The 15,864-nt window shown below is 42.6% G+C and carries 12 protein-coding genes and 5 tRNA genes; all 17 read right to left on the reverse strand.

The annotated features are described in order from the left end of the window. Window positions 1-109 precede the first annotated feature (109 nt). Window positions 110-625: an S-ribosylhomocysteine lyase gene (gene luxS, locus HGO23_RS14040; protein WP_099134379.1), complete on the reverse strand. Its 516-nt coding sequence runs from the start codon at window positions 623-625 to the stop codon at window positions 110-112. A 171-nt stretch (window positions 626-796) separates the two neighbouring features. Further along, entirely contained in the window at window positions 797-2,356 is a 1,560-nt protein-coding gene (gene gshA, locus HGO23_RS14045) for a glutamate--cysteine ligase (RefSeq protein WP_209027029.1), read from the reverse strand. 199 nt (window positions 2,357-2,555) lie between these two features. Next, a tRNA-Arg gene (locus tag HGO23_RS14050) sits at window positions 2,556-2,632 on the reverse strand. An 87-nt stretch (window positions 2,633-2,719) separates the two neighbouring features. Further along, window positions 2,720-2,796 (reverse strand) — tRNA-Arg (locus HGO23_RS14055). Between the two features lie 87 nt (window positions 2,797-2,883). Continuing rightward, window positions 2,884-2,960: transfer RNA gene (locus tag HGO23_RS14060), tRNA-Arg, on the reverse strand. 87 nt (window positions 2,961-3,047) lie between these two features. Further along, window positions 3,048-3,124, reverse strand: a tRNA-Arg gene (locus HGO23_RS14065). A gap of 9 nt (window positions 3,125-3,133) precedes the next feature. Beyond that, window positions 3,134-3,226: transfer RNA gene (locus HGO23_RS14070), tRNA-Ser, on the reverse strand. Window positions 3,227-3,672: 446 nt separating this feature from the next. Then, complete coding sequence (gene csrA, locus HGO23_RS14075; protein WP_010845367.1) at window positions 3,673-3,858, reverse strand: carbon storage regulator CsrA; 186 nt, start codon at window positions 3,856-3,858, stop codon at window positions 3,673-3,675. Window positions 3,859-4,105: 247 nt separating this feature from the next. Then, window positions 4,106-6,733: an alanine--tRNA ligase gene (alaS, locus tag HGO23_RS14080; RefSeq protein WP_209027030.1), complete on the reverse strand. Its 2,628-nt coding sequence runs from the start codon at window positions 6,731-6,733 to the stop codon at window positions 4,106-4,108. A 314-nt stretch (window positions 6,734-7,047) separates the two neighbouring features. Beyond that, window positions 7,048-8,124, reverse strand: a complete 1,077-nt coding sequence (gene recA, locus HGO23_RS14085; RefSeq protein ID WP_099134382.1) for a recombinase RecA — start codon at window positions 8,122-8,124, stop codon at window positions 7,048-7,050. 124 nt (window positions 8,125-8,248) lie between these two features. Next, window positions 8,249-8,752 carry a nicotinamide-nucleotide amidase gene (gene pncC / locus HGO23_RS14090; RefSeq protein WP_209027031.1) on the reverse strand — a complete coding sequence of 168 codons (504 nt, stop codon included), beginning with the start codon at window positions 8,750-8,752 and terminating at the stop codon, window positions 8,249-8,251. A gap of 25 nt (window positions 8,753-8,777) precedes the next feature. Next, window positions 8,778-9,974, reverse strand: coding sequence for a lysophospholipid transporter LplT (lplT, locus tag HGO23_RS14095; RefSeq protein WP_209027032.1), 1,197 nt, complete (start codon window positions 9,972-9,974; stop codon window positions 8,778-8,780). Window positions 9,975-9,978: 4 nt separating this feature from the next. Further along, window positions 9,979-12,126 carry a bifunctional acyl-ACP--phospholipid O-acyltransferase/long-chain-fatty-acid--ACP ligase gene (gene aas, locus HGO23_RS14100; RefSeq protein WP_099134385.1) on the reverse strand — a complete coding sequence of 716 codons (2,148 nt, stop codon included), beginning with the start codon at window positions 12,124-12,126 and terminating at the stop codon, window positions 9,979-9,981. Between the two features lie 147 nt (window positions 12,127-12,273). Further along, a complete protein-coding gene (aroL, locus tag HGO23_RS14105; RefSeq protein WP_099134386.1) occupies window positions 12,274-12,789 on the reverse strand; it encodes a shikimate kinase AroL in 516 nt (171 codons plus the stop codon). A 179-nt stretch (window positions 12,790-12,968) separates the two neighbouring features. Beyond that, the gene (gene proA, locus HGO23_RS14110; RefSeq protein ID WP_209027033.1) at window positions 12,969-14,222 is read right to left on the reverse strand and encodes a glutamate-5-semialdehyde dehydrogenase; all 1,254 of its coding nucleotides are present in this window, start codon (window positions 14,220-14,222) and stop codon (window positions 12,969-12,971) included. Between the two features lie 10 nt (window positions 14,223-14,232). Beyond that, window positions 14,233-15,336, reverse strand: a complete 1,104-nt coding sequence (proB, locus tag HGO23_RS14115) for a glutamate 5-kinase (protein WP_099134388.1) — start codon at window positions 15,334-15,336, stop codon at window positions 14,233-14,235. A 137-nt stretch (window positions 15,337-15,473) separates the two neighbouring features. Then, window positions 15,474-15,863, reverse strand: coding sequence for a sigma factor-binding protein Crl (crl, locus tag HGO23_RS14120; protein ID WP_099134389.1), 390 nt, complete (start codon window positions 15,861-15,863; stop codon window positions 15,474-15,476). Between the last annotated feature and the right edge of the window lies 1 nt (window position 15,864).

A 15,864-nucleotide genomic window follows, 5' to 3' on the forward strand; every position in this document is an offset into this window, starting at 1 on the left:
GGCCGTAAAAAAGATTTTTACGACCAGTATAGCGTATGCAATATCAGTTATAGTTTCTCAAAAAAATGCTTTTCAAAAAACAACATTACAACAAATTAGCACCATTTTACTACACTTGTAGCTCAACCAGTTTTTCTTCCGGCAAAGCCAGTTCATCATTTTGGTTAATACGAACATCTGCATCAAGAATGTGGCGAGCAATATCCTGTGCTTCTTGCAGAGAGTGCATCTGATACGTACCACATTGATAAATATTCAACTCCGGGATTTGCTTCTGATCTTGAACTTTCAGTACATCAGCCATAGCAGCTTTCCAAGCTTCCGCTACTCTTAGTTCAGCTGGCGCACCAATCAAGCTCATGTAAAAACCAGTACGGCATCCCATTGGAGAGATGTCAATAATTTCAACACTATCACCATTCAGATGGTTACGCATAAAACCGGCAAACAAATGTTCAAGTGTATGAATTCCTCTTTCCGGCATGACCTCTTTGTTAGGAATGCAAAAGCGTAAGTCAAATACCGTGATAGTATCACCATGGGGTGTTTTCATCGTCTTGGCAACTCTAACGGCAGGTGCAGACATACGGGTATGGTCAACTGTAAAACTGTCCAATAAAGGCATGATCCTACCTCCTCAGGCATCAGATTTTTTGCAAAAATTTTTTCAAATAGATGAAACCTTTTTATTTGCGGCTGGTCTTAATATATGAAGACGCGCAAAATTGTTATCATCCTTATTTTTCTAAGAGACTTTATTTAGTTTCGGCCACCAAATGGTGGCCATTTTTCTTTTTTAAAACTCGGCATGTAATTTTAGATAATCTTCAAAACTCATGCTGTCTTGTTGTTCCAGATCATGTTGCCGTTCTACCGAAACTTTACGTTCCGCAGAAAAACGCTCATCATTCAATATACTATACGGCTCTTTAACCAGTTCCAGAAAATACTTGTTCGCCAGTTCTAGTCCAAAGCCAACAATCCCTTGAGTTTTCATTCGATCTAATACACGGGCTGAAAACGTTAATGATGGATCCTCAAACATACCAACCAACTCTCTACAAACTGACTGATACTGCGTTCCAGAGCAGCTATCCAAAACCTCAGCGACACGCTCTAAATTTGCAAATAACTCTTGTCCAACTATCTTCAGTGGCTGCTGTTTCGCTCCACAGCCAATACCAATATCCAAGTTTGGTCTGCGTCCTTCCAAAATCACCTTATTCCAGTTTTTACGACAACAGTCCAATTCTTCATCGCTCATTTCAGGTGAATCCGCTACAGCACACCATATCAAGAATAGATCGAGAAAACGGAGCTGTGTTTCATCAACACCAATCGCTGTGAACGGGTTTATGTCTAGAGAACGAACTTCTATATATTCTACACCACCACGAAGTAAAGCATCGGAAGGTGATTCCCCTTCTCTAGTTACCCGTTTAGGACGTATCGGTGCATATAGTTCATTTTCTATTTGAAGAACATTGGTATTGAGCTGTAGGTATTTACCCTCTTTTTTAAGCCCCAGAGCTGCAAATTCTGCTGATGGCTTATGAATTGCTTTCTTCAAACCCGCAACATACGTATGAAGACTGTTGAAAGTAATATTCAGATCACTCTGTGATTTGTTGGTATACCCTAAATCACTCATCCTCAAAGAAGTCGCATAAGGTAAGTAACAAGTTCCTTTTTCGGTCTGTTCAAAGGATAGCGCAGTATCTCTTCCACGTAAAAATGAGGAGCAAATAGCCGGGGATGCACCAAACAAATAAGGGATTACCCAACCAAATCGGTAATAATTACGGATCAGTTTAAAATACCCGTCCGAAATTTGTTCTCTTCCACTTTCAGCATCTTTTACACCTAACCACGCCTGCCAGAAATTTATCGGCAATGAAAAATTATAGTGCACGCCAGAGATAGTTTGCATTAATGCACCATAACGATTTTTCAAGCCCTCCCTATACAGGGTTTTAAAGCGCCCTATATTGGACTTGCCATATTGCGCCAGAGTGATGTCTTCTTCCTTATCAATGAAGCATGGCATACTCAGAGGCCAGATTTTCTCATTTATCAGATTTTTCGCAGTATATCGATGTAAATCTTTAAGAAAATCAATGGTTCTTTTTATATCACTATCAACAGGAGTAATAAACTCCAATAAAGATTCAGCAAAATCGGTTGTAATCCATTTATGTGTTAAAGAAGCACCAAGTGGTTCTGGATGCTTTGTCATAGCTAAATGACCATCTGGAGTAACACGCAAAGTTTCACGTTCAACACCGCGACAAATACCATCTAAAACGGTAGGGTTTGCCTCTAACCATGACAATGCTTTTGATACATCCGGGATCAATTTGACCTCCCGTGGAGTTTTAAGAAGATTATTACTGAGCGTTTACTTTATATCAAACAAGTCAAGTTGTCGCTGATTACATAGCCCTGATGATATGTTATTGAACAAACTATAAACGTTGAATGGTAAAAAAAATATAATGTATAACAGAGTAAAAATGAAAAACCCCTGTCTTATTAAGACAGGGGTTTACTTAAAGTGGCGCATCCGGGAGGATTCGAACCTCCGACCGCTCGGTTCGTAGCCGAGTACTCTATCCAGCTGAGCTACGGATGCGTTGTCGGTTTTCCATGTTCTGTTCAGGCGCTATCGACTGCCTGACTTCTCAGAATTAAGATACCTAGTAAATCGCGGTGTTTAAAGTGGCGCATCCGGGAGGATTCGAACCTCCGACCGCTCGGTTCGTAGCCGAGTACTCTATCCAGCTGAGCTACGGATGCGTTGTCGGTTTTCCATGTTCTGTTCAGGCGCTATCGACTGCCTGACTTTTCAGAATTAAGATACCTAGTAAATCGCGGTGTTTAAAGTGGCGCATCCGGGAGGATTCGAACCTCCGACCGCTCGGTTCGTAGCCGAGTACTCTATCCAGCTGAGCTACGGATGCGTTGTCGGTTTTCTATGTTCTGTTCAGGCGCTATCGACTGCCTGATTTTTCAGAATTGAGATACCTAGTAAATCGCGGTGTTTAAAATGGCGCATCCGGGAGGATTCGAACCTCCGACCGCTCGGTTCGTAGCCGAGTACTCTATCCAGCTGAGCTACGGATGCGTAACAAAATGGCGGTGAGGGAGGGATTCGAACCCTCGATGCAGCTCTTAACCACATACTCCCTTAGCAGGGGAGCGCCTTCAGCCTCTCGGCCACCTCACCATACGCTTTAAAACTCTTGACTTAAGCTCTAGACCTGAAGCTTCCACCTCAGTACTTTTTGAACCTTTGCTTCTGGAACTTACTCAGAAGCTTTTCTTAAAGCTCGTCGTCGTTGCGATGGCGCACATATTACTTCCCCAGCCTGATAAGTCAAACAATTTTTCGCAACTTTTTTCCGTTTGAATACTTTGCGCACATAACGACGAGTTTAACATCTAAAAGTCTGTTTTATCGACAGTGAAACTCCCTAAAATGTGTAAAAATTGATGGAAAAAATTATTCACTGTTATGACATCATGAATGATGTCTTTTCAACAGATAGAAAATAAAAAGATGTGAGAAAATAGAATTAAGGTAACAAAAAAGGATAAACCATGTGGTTCAAAAAAAGGGACGAAGTAGAGTAGCGCCCAAGTTTTAAAAAAAGCATGGACGCCATTCTTGAATTAAAAAGTTGTAGGCTGAGACTTCTCTGCCTGAATCCGTTGATAAATTTCTTCACGGTGAACAGAAACTTCCTTGGGTGCATTCACACCAATTCGAACTTGGTTGCCTTTAACCCCCAGTACTGTAACTGTTACCTCATCGCCTATCATGAGCGTTTCACCAACTCGACGAGTCAGAATAAGCATTCTTTGCTCCTTGAAAATTTAAAAGAGTCGGGTCTCTAGGTTTCCCCGCTATTATCCATCAAACACCGTGAAAACGTAAAGCTATGATATCTACTTAAAGTATAAGCAGTTTTGAACACATTTCCTATATCTATAGGATAGCTAAAATATAAGTATGTGCCCAACGTTTCAACAATTTCACAACAAAAAACATTTGGCACCATAAAAAGATAGTTTCATGGTGCCACTACTATCACGGCAATATTAACTACAACCGCAATGTTACCCACTCTTCTACACTAGCTAATGCGGAAGGAAGAGCTGCTACATCTGTCCCACCAGCCTGAGCCAGATCAGGACGTCCTCCTCCTTTACCTCCAACTTGCTGGGCAACAAAAGAGATTAAATCACCCGCTTTTATTCTAGCAGTCAAATCCTTTGTTATACCAACAATTAGGGAGACTTTATCACCAGTCACAGTAGAAAGCACAATAATTGCTGGTCCTAATTGATTTTTCAGATCATCAACCATCGTTCTGAGCATTTTGGGTTCAACATCACCCAACTGTGTCACCAGTAGGCGAATACCTTGGATATCTTTCGCTTGGTTAGCCAAAGCAGAACTTTCTTGAGCTGCCTGCTGAGATTTCAACTGTTGCAACTCTTTTTCCAATTGTTTCGTTCTATCCAGCGTCGTTTTCACCTTCTCACTCAGACTGCTAATATCCCCCTTCACCAAATGAGCTATATCTTGCAATAATTCAGTCTGTTGATATATAGAATTCAGTGCAGTTTGCCCTGTAACGGCTTCGATACGGCGGATACCGGCGGCTGTGCCTGATTCACTGATAATACGGAACAGCCCGATATCACCGGTACGACTTGCATGAGTTCCACCACACAACTCAGTAGAAAAATCTCCCATGCTCAATACACGCACTTGCTCATCATACTTTTCACCAAATAGTGCCATAGCACCCTTGGCTTTTGCTGCTTCCAAGTCCATTAATTCTGTAACAATTGGTAAATTTTTGCGAATTTCTCCATTTACCAGATTTTCTACTTGGCGAATTTGTTCTGGCTGCATAGCTTCAAAATGGGAGAAGTCAAAACGCAGATACTTATCATTTACCAAAGAACCTTTCTGAGAAACATGCTCTCCCAGAATTTGACGCAATGCTGCATGTAATAAGTGAGTAGCAGAGTGGTTCAAACGAATTGTATCTCTGCGCACTACATCAACTTCGGCATCAACTATACCATTAACGTTCAGACTACCATTTGTCAATTTACCAATATGACCAATTGCCTGACCATATTTTTGGGTATCAACAACTTCAAATGTGCTTTCACCGCAGGAGAGCTTACCTGTATCCCCGACTTGTCCGCCAGATTCAGCATAGAAAGCCGTCTTATCAAGTATGATGATCGCTTCTTCACCAGCATGAAGTTGCTCAATTGGCTCCCCATGGCGGTAAATCGCGGTTACAGCCGCTTTCTGAGAGTTATGTTCATAACCAGAAAAATCGCTGTGGCTATCAACTTTGATCATTTCATTGTAATCAGTACCAAAACCACTGGATTCACGAGCACGACGACGCTGACTATCCATTGCAATCTCAAAGCCCGCTTCATCAACCTTAATATTGCGTTCACGACAAACATCCGCAGTCAAGTCAAGAGGAAAGCCATAGGTGTCATATAAGCGGAAAACAGTTTCACCATCTAAGGTATCACCAGACAGTTGCGCCAGTTCTTCATCCAGTAATTGCAGGCCACGTTCCAAAGTACGGGCAAATTGCTCTTCTTCTGTTTTTAATACCTGCTCAACCAATGACTGTTGACGTTGCAGTTCTTCACCTGCTGCCCCCATAATTTTGATCAATGGAGCAACCAACTTGTAGAAGAACGTCTCTTTAGCTTCCAACATATTGCCATGACGAATAGCACGACGAATGATACGACGAAGCACATAACCCCGGTTCTCATTTGATGGAATAACACCATCGCAAATCAGGAATGAACATGATCGGATATGGTCAGCAATAACACGTAGGGATTTGTTGGTGAGATCGGTTGCACCAGTCACTTCTGCTACAGCAGCGATCAAATCACGGAACGCATCAATTTCATAGTTGGAATTCACATGCTGCAATACCGCAGCCAGACGCTCCAAGCCCATGCCAGTATCAACGGAAGGTTTTGGCAGAGATTCCATTGTACCGTCTACATGACGGTTAAACTGCATGAAAACGATATTCCAGATTTCAATATATCTGTCACCGTCTTCTTCCGGGCTACCTGGAGGCCCACCCCAAATATGTTCACCGTGATCGTAAAAAATTTCTGTACAAGGACCACAAGGACCTGTATCCCCCATTTGCCAGAAGTTATCTGACGCATAAGGAGCACCTTTATTATCACCAATGCGAATAATCCTTTCTGCTGGAACACCGACTTCTTTGCTCCAGATATCGTAGGCTTCATCATCTGTTTCATAAACAGTCACCCACAATTTCTCTTTTGGCAGATTGAACCACTCTGCTCCCGTCAGCAATTCCCAAGCATATTTAATCGCATCTTGTTTGAAGTAATCGCCAAAACTGAAATTACCCAACATTTCAAAGAAAGTGTGATGACGAGCGGTATAACCAACATTTTCTAAATCGTTGTGCTTGCCACCAGCACGAACACAGCGCTGAGCCGTTGTTGCTCGAGTATAAGGCCTTTTATCCAACCCAAGAAAAACATCTTTGAATTGGTTCATTCCCGCGTTGGTGAACAACAATGTTGGATCATTGGTTGGCACCAACGAACTACTTGGTACTATTTGGTGCCCTTTAGTGTGAAAAAAGTCAAGAAACGCTTGACGGATCTCAGCGGTGCTTTTGCTCATAATTGTCCCGAAATCAAGCTGAAAAAACAGAATTATGGATGGTTGAGGTGGTATATCTCATCACCATTTCAACTCACGAACATATTAAAATAGGGTTAAAATAGAGTGTCTTCCATAAGAAGTAAAATCCCATATAAATCCATTCGCTTTTCAGCATTGTAATTCGTCTGGGCATTTTCTGAAAGTCTGTTTGTCAGACCAGTTTCGATGCAATCGTTTCCAATCGTATTTATTCCTACATAAAAGCAAAAACCACACCCAAATTGGGTGTGGTTTTTGACGGAAACAATTTGTGATCACAAAGTGAAAAGTGATTAGAACTCTTCGTTATTCACTTCTTCGACGTTGTCTTCATAATCAGTAGTATAATCAGAAGCAGCGCTACTGAATCCACCTGCATTATTCAACAGCAATTCACGCAGTTTTTTATCCAGTTCAGACGCAACTTCTAGATGCTCTTTCAGGTAAATTGTGGCATTAGCTTTACCCTGACCAATTTTGTCGCCGTTATAGCTGTACCATGCACCCGCTTTTTCCACCATTTTGTGTTTAACACCCAGGTCGATAAGTTCACCATAAGTATTAATGCCTTCACCATACAGGATTTGGAATTCAGCTTGTTTAAAAGGCGCTGCAACTTTGTTCTTGACTACCTTCACACGAGTTTCGCTACCGACAACCTCATCGCTGTTTTTCACAGAGCCAGTACGACGGATGTCCAGACGAACAGATGCATAGAATTTGAGTGCGTTACCACCGGTTGTGGTTTCTGGATTACCAAACATCACACCAATTTTCATACGGATCTGGTTAATAAAGATCAACAATGTATTGGAGTTTTTCAGGTTTCCTGCCAGCTTACGCATAGCTTGGCTCATCATACGAGCCGCCAGCCCCATATGTGAATCACCGATTTCACCTTCGATTTCTGCTTTTGGTGTCAACGCAGCAACAGAGTCAACCACAATAACATCAACGGCACCAGAACGTGACAAAGCATCACAGATTTCTAACGCTTGTTCACCAGTATCAGGCTGAGAACACAGTAAGTTATCAATATCCACACCCAATTTTTTGGCATAAACCGGATCAAGGGCATGCTCGGCATCAATAAAAGCACATGTTCTGCCTTCACGCTGAGCTGCGGCAATAACCTGAAGGGTTAGCGTTGTTTTACCAGAAGATTCAGGCCCGTATATTTCAACAATACGCCCCATTGGCAAACCGCCTGCACCTAAAGCAATATCCAGTGACAGTGAACCAGTAGAAATGGTTTCAACATCCATTGAGCGATTTTCGCCCAAACGCATGATAGAACCTTTGCCAAATTGTTTTTCAATTTGACCCAGTGCCGCTGCTAGTGCTTTTTGTTTGTTTTCATCGTTAGCCATGTTTACTCCTTCGTAAGCAATGAAGTGTAGGGGCTGCCCCACTGCTGATAAACTGTTTCTGATACCACATTTATATAATCAAAGTGCTGAAACCAATTATACTGTATAATCATACAGCATCAAGTTAATTTTTTATGATTTCTTCCAGCAATGTTTTTAAAGAAAAAATAGCTGACTGGAGCCGTACAGAGTAACGATCACCAGTAAAAAGCCGACGATATGACTTCGTGTATATATTTTCACCATCACGGGTAGCAAACCCAAAATAAACTGTACCTATTGGTTTCTCTTCGCTGCCACCTTCTGGCCCTGCTATGCCACTGACTGAAATAGCAAAATCCGCTTTAGCGACTTCCAACGCTCCTGAAGCCATTTCTTTAACAACCTGCTCACTGACTGCGCCAAACTGAGTCAGCGACATCTGCGATACTCCCAGCATTTCATGCTTGGCATCATTACTATAAGTCACGAAACCACGATTAAAATAGGCTGAACTGCCAGCAATATCTGTGATCGTCTTAGTGATCCATCCCCCTGTGCAGGATTCTGCACAGGTTATGGATAACTGCTTCTGGCGTAACCTTTTCCCAAGTTCAATACTAAGCTGATTCAGGATTTTTTCACCCATAGTACGCCTTTAACGCTATAAGAAATTAATTTTTCCGAAGCAGATCCCAAATCCACAACCCACCGATTGCCAAAGAAAGTAAGATACCAAAACCAATACCTATAGCAATGACGGACATTCCTGACATGATGGAAATTAAGTACAGCCCTAGCATAATCAGCATTGCGCTGTTTTCGCCAAGATTCTGTACCGCAACAGCTTTACCGGCTCCCATCTCATGCTTCCCATGTTCCTGCAACAACGCATTCAATGGCACGACGAAAAGACCACCAAGCACCCCAAGCGTAATCAGGATTAAGTATGAATTCCATATCGATTGTTGAATGGCAAAAATGATAACAATAACACCGATCAGAATTCCGGCAGGCATACAGCGACGCACAGTTTTCAATGTAATAAACCTTGCAGCCAAACCTGCTCCCACAATAATACCAATTGCAACGACTGCATTCATCAAGGTTGGCGTTGTATTACCTTCAATTCCCAGAACGATAGGGACCCATGCAACCAACAAAAAGCGAAGAGTAACACCAGCCCCCCAGAACAGACTAGTTCCAACTAAAGAGAAACGGGTTTCTGGATTTCGCCAAAGGGCAGAAGTAACAGCGATAAAATCCACCAGCATTGCTTTGGGATCCCAACCTTTCCCCTGACGGGCTGCCGCCAAGCGAGGAATATAGAAATTGGCTACCACAGCCGCACCATACATAAAGGCGCATAGCCCTAATGCAAGAAACAGACTGAAATCAGAGAGAAAGCCACCTGCTACAGAACCAATCAGAATCGCTGCAATTGTTGATGCTTCCATCATGCCATTAGCTTTGACCAAACGCCCGCCATCAGTCAATTCGCCCAAGATCCCATATTTGGCAGGTGAATAAGCTGCTGCTCCAATTCCCACAAGGGTATATCCCCAAAAAGGGTTCATATCAATGCAGATACTGACAGCACCCAGTAATTTGATGCCATTGGAAAAGAGCATAACCCGGCCTTTCGGAAACCGATCAGCAATTTGCCCCACAAAGGGGGCAAGCACAATATAAGTCAACACGAAAACAATTTGTAGGGCTGGCAGACTCCATCCCGGATAAGACTCAGCCTTCAATTGAGCTAATATAGCGAAGAATAGTGCATTATCAGCAAAAGCAGACAGAAACTGGGATAATAAAACTGCCTTCATTCCTCGACTTAACAATGGTTGTGTCTCCATAGTCCCATTCATTTCCTTACTCCTGCTCTGCCATTTCTCTTAATGTGACAAAATCAGGTTTGCCACTAACAAATAAAGGTAATTGCTGCACATAGCGAATATCGCGTGGAACTGCCAGTTCAGGCATTCCAATTTCGCGTGCAACAACTAACATCGCATTTCTGTTCAGAACCGTATCTGTCGTGAACAGCACCAGAGCTTCACCTTTACTGTGATCACTTCTTGCCGTTGCTGCATGCAGAGCATCCGGTGAGATCCTTGAAGCAATTTGCTCCACAGCTTCAAGAGAAATCATTTCACCTGCCAATTTAGCAAAACGCTTCACGCGCCCTTTAATCGTACAAAAACTCTCTTCATCAATAGAGACAATATCACCTGTATCATACCAACCAAGCTGTAGATCCCCTTCAATATCTTCTGCGGCAGGTGGCTCAAGACGATCTGGAGCCTCAACCCGCAGATAACCTTTCATGATATTCGGGCCACGTAATTGCAAACGGCCGCCATATTCAATGCCCGGTACAGGCAGTAAGCGCGCTTCCATACCCGGCAAAATCCGTCCAACTGTACCTACTTTGGCAGCCATCGGGACATTAATTGACACAACGGGAGCGCATTCTGTCACGCCGTAACCTTCCAGAATACGGATACCAAATTTATCCTGCCAAACACGTTTGGTGTTTTCTGACAATTTTTCTGCACCTGCAACCACATAACGCAAGCGGGTAAAATCATAAGGGTGGGCAAAACGGGCATAGTTACCCAGAAAAGTTGAGGTTCCAAACAAGACAGTACAGTTTTGGTCATAGACTACTTCAGGAACAACACGATAATGCAGTGGATTTGGGTAAAGGAATACACGGCTTCCCGTCATCAAAGGGGTAAATAACCCGACTGTCAGCCCAAAGGCATGAAACAGGGGCAAAGATGACATGAAACGATCCTGTGGAGTAAAGTCTGCAATTGTTTTAATTTGCTCAACGTTAGCCAATAAACTGGCATGACTATGCACAACCCCTTTTGGCACACCTTCAGAACCTGAAGTAAACAGGATCAGCGCATCATCTTCTGGTTTCTGTGAAGGCAGAATAGCTTTAGTCGGGAAAATTAAATGCCAAAATATCCACAACTTATCGTCCCGTGTAATGGTATCTTTCAGATCTTCAATATAGACCCAATTCGCTTCTGTTACCTGCTCAGGCAAATAGGTTAACTGCCCTTTTTCCAGAAATTGGCGAGAAGTCACAATGGTTTTGATTGTCGCCGCTTGTATGGCATTTTTAATACCACTACTTCCCGCCGTATAGTTCAACAAGGCAGGAACCCGCCCTCTCAGCGATGCACCGTATATAACAGCCACCATAACAGTGACATTAGGCAGCAAAAATCCTATTCTTTCATTTTCCTGAGTAAAACGTTCTAAGATCCGACTGACTCCCAATATTTTTTTCAATAATGTGTGATAACTATCTTCTTTCAGTGCAGCATCTTCAATACAGGGTTTAAAACGACCAAAACGCTTTTGAGCTGTAAGATAAGCACTGAATAACGTCTCTTTCGGACGTGTCTGCATTCTCACATCCATCATGACAGCATGCAGTTTTTCTCCCGCCAAACGACGACGCGTTGACGAATCCGGTGCATCAGGCATCGGAAAATCCATGGCAGGTAAAATCTTGATGGTAATTTTAGGAAACCAATGAAGTTTCATAACGCCTTTCAGACGCCCGAAGATACTTTGTTCTGCACCATCAATACGGATAGGCACAATTTTGGCATCTGACTTGGCTGCAATGAACGCTGCACCATCATAAACTTTCATCAAAGAGCCCGTTACTGTGATCCGGCCTTCAGGGAAAATCACGATAGGCCGCCCATTATCGATCTCTTTAACTAGTGTCCTGATTGCCATTGAGTTCGTTGGATCCAGAGGCACAACATCCGCATAGGGTTTAATAAATTTGAGAAAGCTCCGTGTCGCAATATTAGAATAAATGGCAAATACGGGTTTCACTGGCAGAAAAAGCCCAACCAAAAGACCATCCAAAAAGGAAATATGATTGGGAGTAATAATACATTTGGGGTGTTTGAGATGCTTGTCATCACCTTCTACTGTAACTCTAAAGAGCACACGCACAAGTAATCGCAGAAACTTTAAGAGCATATCCATATCTCAATATAATTAAATAAAATTAAAGTGAGTAATAAATAGAGCGATACTATAAGAGGTATAAATGATCTGAGATATAGAATTTATTACTCATATAAAAAATAAACGTAAAAATAAAAAAATATATCAAATTATCTGTTTCTATTGCCTCAAAATATAACTTTTTATATCAAGAACGGTATTTTCTATTGATAGGGTAGCATCGACGATAAAATGTGCACATTCACGATATAATGGTTCTCTTTCTGCCAACACTCCGGCTATTTCTTCTGTTATAGACTTCCCGGTCAGACTGGGGCGCTGTGAATTTTCTGGATTATGAGACAACCGCTCTATCAGAACTTCTGCCGGGGCTTGCAGATAAATCACAATGCCATTTTGCCGCATATATTGCCGATTTTCGGCTGCCAATACCATTCCACCGCCTGTAGAAATGACCCGGTTTTTCTGGCTAACAGCTTTCAATGTTTGGCTTTCCAACTTCCTAAAATAGTCCCAACCACGTTGCTCAACGAGGTCAGCAATAGTCATCCCGCATGAAATCTGAATATTTTCATCGGTGTCAACAAATTTATACGCTAACACTTCAGCCAACAAATTACCTATTGTCGTCTTCCCTGCACCACGTGCACCTACGATAAATAGAGTTTGCTTCATTGTATTGTTTTTCCTGAAGGTCTGAGCCATTAAAGTTGAATACAAAGTATAGTAACCAAATATTTACACTGATGTAAAAAATATATTTTTACCGCACTATTTTTATCACACTAAAAGCCACACTTAATGGTAAGTGTGGCTTGTTCTGATTTAAAAATTACTAAAACAGAATATTGCCATTAACGACGGGTAAGGTAATCTCCGTAACCAATCCATTTATAAGTTGTCAATGCATCCAGTCCCATTGGACCTCTGGAGTGTAGTTTCTGGGTACTGACAGCAACCTCTGCCCCTAAACCAAACTGACCGCCATCAGTAAAACGTGTACTGGCATTTACATATACAGCCGAAGAGTCTACATGACGAATAAAATAGTCTGCATGCTGTAAAGATTCTGTCAAAATAGCATCCGAATGGGCTGTACCATGAGTACGGATATGTTCAATAGCTTTATCAATATCGCTGACAATTTCTACATTCATATCCAATGACAGCCATTCATCGCAATAGTCTTCTTCTGTCACTTCAACAACTTTTGCCGGGCCATCTTTCAGTAACGCCATAGCCGACGTCCCTGCATGCAGTGTTACTCCCTGCTCTTTCATTCTGACACTTAATGCCGGCAGAAAGTCAGCAGCTATCTTCTCATGCACCAGCAGAGTTTCCAAAGCATTACAGGCACTTGGGCGTTGAACTTTTGCATTGGTGATAACGTCCAATGCTTTTTCGAAATTCACATGTTCATCGACAAACGTGTGACAAACACCTATTCCTCCAGTGATAACCGGAATAGTGGACTGTTCTCGGCAAAGTTTATGCAACCCAGCACCACCTCGCGGGATCAGCATGTCAATATAGCGATCCATTTTCAATAATTCGGCAACCAGTTCACGATCAGGTTTATTAATCGCCTGTACAGCAGTGGCAGTTAAACCACTTTGTTCCAATGCTTGTTGGATCACTTTAACCATTGCCTGATTGGTATGATGGGTTTCCTTACCACCACGTAGTATCACTGCATTCCCTGTTTTCAGGCATAATGATGCCACATCAATAGTGACATTGGGACGAGCTTCATAAATTACGCCAATTACGCCAAGAGGGACACGGCAGCGGCTCAGTTGCAACCCATTATCCAGCAGTTGTCCATCCATCACCTGCCCCACAGGATCAGCCAAGCGACAAACCTGACGCACATCATTAGCAATTGTTTTCAACCGTTCAGGAGTCAGCAATAACCGATCAAGTAATGCCTCATTCATACCCTGTTGACGGGCTTGTTCCATATCCTGCTGATTAGCAGCAAGGATCTCTTCTGTTTCCTGTTCAAGTAAATCAGCAATATGACTCAACGCCTGATTTTTCTGACTGGTGCTCAATTGAGCCAGTTGCCATGATGCTGATTTGGCTGCTTTTCCCATCTGCTCTAGCATGGTGGAATCCTTAACTTACGATCATATCATCACGGTGCACAGCAACTGCACCATACTCATAACCCAATATCTGGCAGATTTTCTGTGAATGGTGACCTGCAATCAGGCGTAAAGCGTCACTGTTGTAACGGCATACACCATGGGCTAACTTCTTGCCGGATAAGCTACAGATGCGGACAACTTCACCACGGGAAAAATCACCTGCAACACGTCTGATCCCTTTCGGCAGTAAAGAGCTGCCTTTCTCAAGAATGGCAGATTCTGCGCCATCATCAACGATGATTTCTCCCGCAGAAGGTGCACCGAAGATCCAGCGCTTACGATTTTCCATCGGACTGGTCAAGCCATGGAAACGTGTACCAACCGATTTGTCCTCAATCACATCAGCAACGACATTAGCTCTATTACCCGCAGCAATAATCACATCAATTCCGGCACGCCCTGCAACACCTGCGGCCTGAAGTTTTGTTGCCATACCACCGGTTCCAAGACCTGAAACGCTGTCCCCGGCCATCATTTTGAGTTCATCACTGATATCATGCACTTCACGAATGAGTTCCGCGTCAGGATTATTACGGGGATCGGCAGTATATAACCCTTCCATGTCTGTCAGAAGCAACAATTTATCCGCACTGCCCAGAATTGCCGCCAAAGCAGAAAGGTTATCATTATCACCCACTTTTATCTCTGCTGTTGCAACTGCATCATTCTCATTAATAATAGGGATAATCTGGTTATCAAGTAGTGCATGAAGTGTATCCCTTGCATTCAGGAAACGTTCACGATCTTCCAGATCTGCCCGTGTTAACAACATTTGGCCGACATGAATACCATAAATGGAGAAAAGCTGCTCCCATAATTGGATCAACCGGCTTTGCCCTACAGCAGCAAACAACTGTTTTGAAGCAATTGTCGCCGGCAGTTCCGGATAACCAAGATGTTCCCGACCCGCTGCAATTGCACCGGAAGTCACAATAATGATACGGTGACCTTTTTCATGTTGCTGCGCGCATTGCCGAACCAACTCCACCATATGAGCACGATTTAAACGACGGGAACCACCAGTCAGTACACTCGTCCCCAGTTTCACAACCAATGTTTGACTGTCATTCATCATATTCCTGCCATTACCATTCATTTGAAAAATAAATAAGACACAGTAAATTTAAAAAACAGAGCTCAGTTTTAGCAGGAGAGAAGCGTCATGCCAACTGGCATAACGCAAAATTCAAAAAAAATTCATGCCAAAATTTAAACCTGAGGAGTGACAGTGTTGCCGGATGGGATCAGCGTCAGTTTGAAGGTATCAAGAGAATTGGACAGACGTTTGTGAAACGCCTGCAATGTTGATTCAAGATGCTTAAGATCAACTTCTTTTTTGATACTCATTGGTTGCCACTCACCATGTTTATCAAACAGACCTATCTGATAGTTATAAACAAACCCTTTTTCCTGTAATTCCAATTCTAACCACCATCCCCAAAACTCTCGTTTTTCTGGGGCTGCTTTTGCACTCACGCAAACAGCCAGACAATCAAAAAAGAAGTAGTGATTTTGGCATTTTAATTCGCGTAAGTAGGGCCCTAATGCAGAAAAACTCTTTAACAACTTATTTCTGGAATAACTTGCGGGTACAGTCATA

Source organism: Xenorhabdus budapestensis (genome assembly GCF_017743015.1).
GTDB lineage: Bacteria > Pseudomonadota > Gammaproteobacteria > Enterobacterales > Enterobacteriaceae > Xenorhabdus > Xenorhabdus budapestensis.

Bases quoted from the DNA above. Each gene is read 5' to 3' on its own strand.
- luxS (WP_099134379.1), bottom strand. From the start codon at position 625: ATGCCTTTATTGGACAGTTTTACAGTTGACCATACCCGTATGTCTGCA.
- csrA (WP_010845367.1), bottom strand. From the start codon at position 3,858: ATGCTTATTCTGACTCGTCGAGTTGGTGAAACGCTCATGATAGGCGAT.
- alaS (WP_209027030.1), bottom strand. From the start codon at position 6,733: ATGAGCAAAAGCACCGCTGAGATCCGTCAAGCGTTTCTTGACTTTTTT.
- recA (WP_099134382.1), bottom strand. From the start codon at position 8,124: ATGGCTAACGATGAAAACAAACAAAAAGCACTAGCAGCGGCACTGGGT.
- pncC (WP_209027031.1), bottom strand. From the start codon at position 8,752: ATGGGTGAAAAAATCCTGAATCAGCTTAGTATTGAACTTGGGAAAAGG.
- lplT (WP_209027032.1), bottom strand. From the start codon at position 9,974: ATGAATGGGACTATGGAGACACAACCATTGTTAAGTCGAGGAATGAAG.
- aas (WP_099134385.1), bottom strand. From the start codon at position 12,126: ATGCTCTTAAAGTTTCTGCGATTACTTGTGCGTGTGCTCTTTAGAGTT.
- aroL (WP_099134386.1), bottom strand. From the start codon at position 12,789: ATGAAGCAAACTCTATTTATCGTAGGTGCACGTGGTGCAGGGAAGACG.
- proA (WP_209027033.1), bottom strand. From the start codon at position 14,222: ATGCTAGAGCAGATGGGAAAAGCAGCCAAATCAGCATCATGGCAACTG.
- proB (WP_099134388.1), bottom strand. From the start codon at position 15,336: ATGAATGACAGTCAAACATTGGTTGTGAAACTGGGGACGAGTGTACTG.
- crl (WP_099134389.1), bottom strand. From the start codon at position 15,863: ATGACTGTACCCGCAAGTTATTCCAGAAATAAGTTGTTAAAGAGTTTT.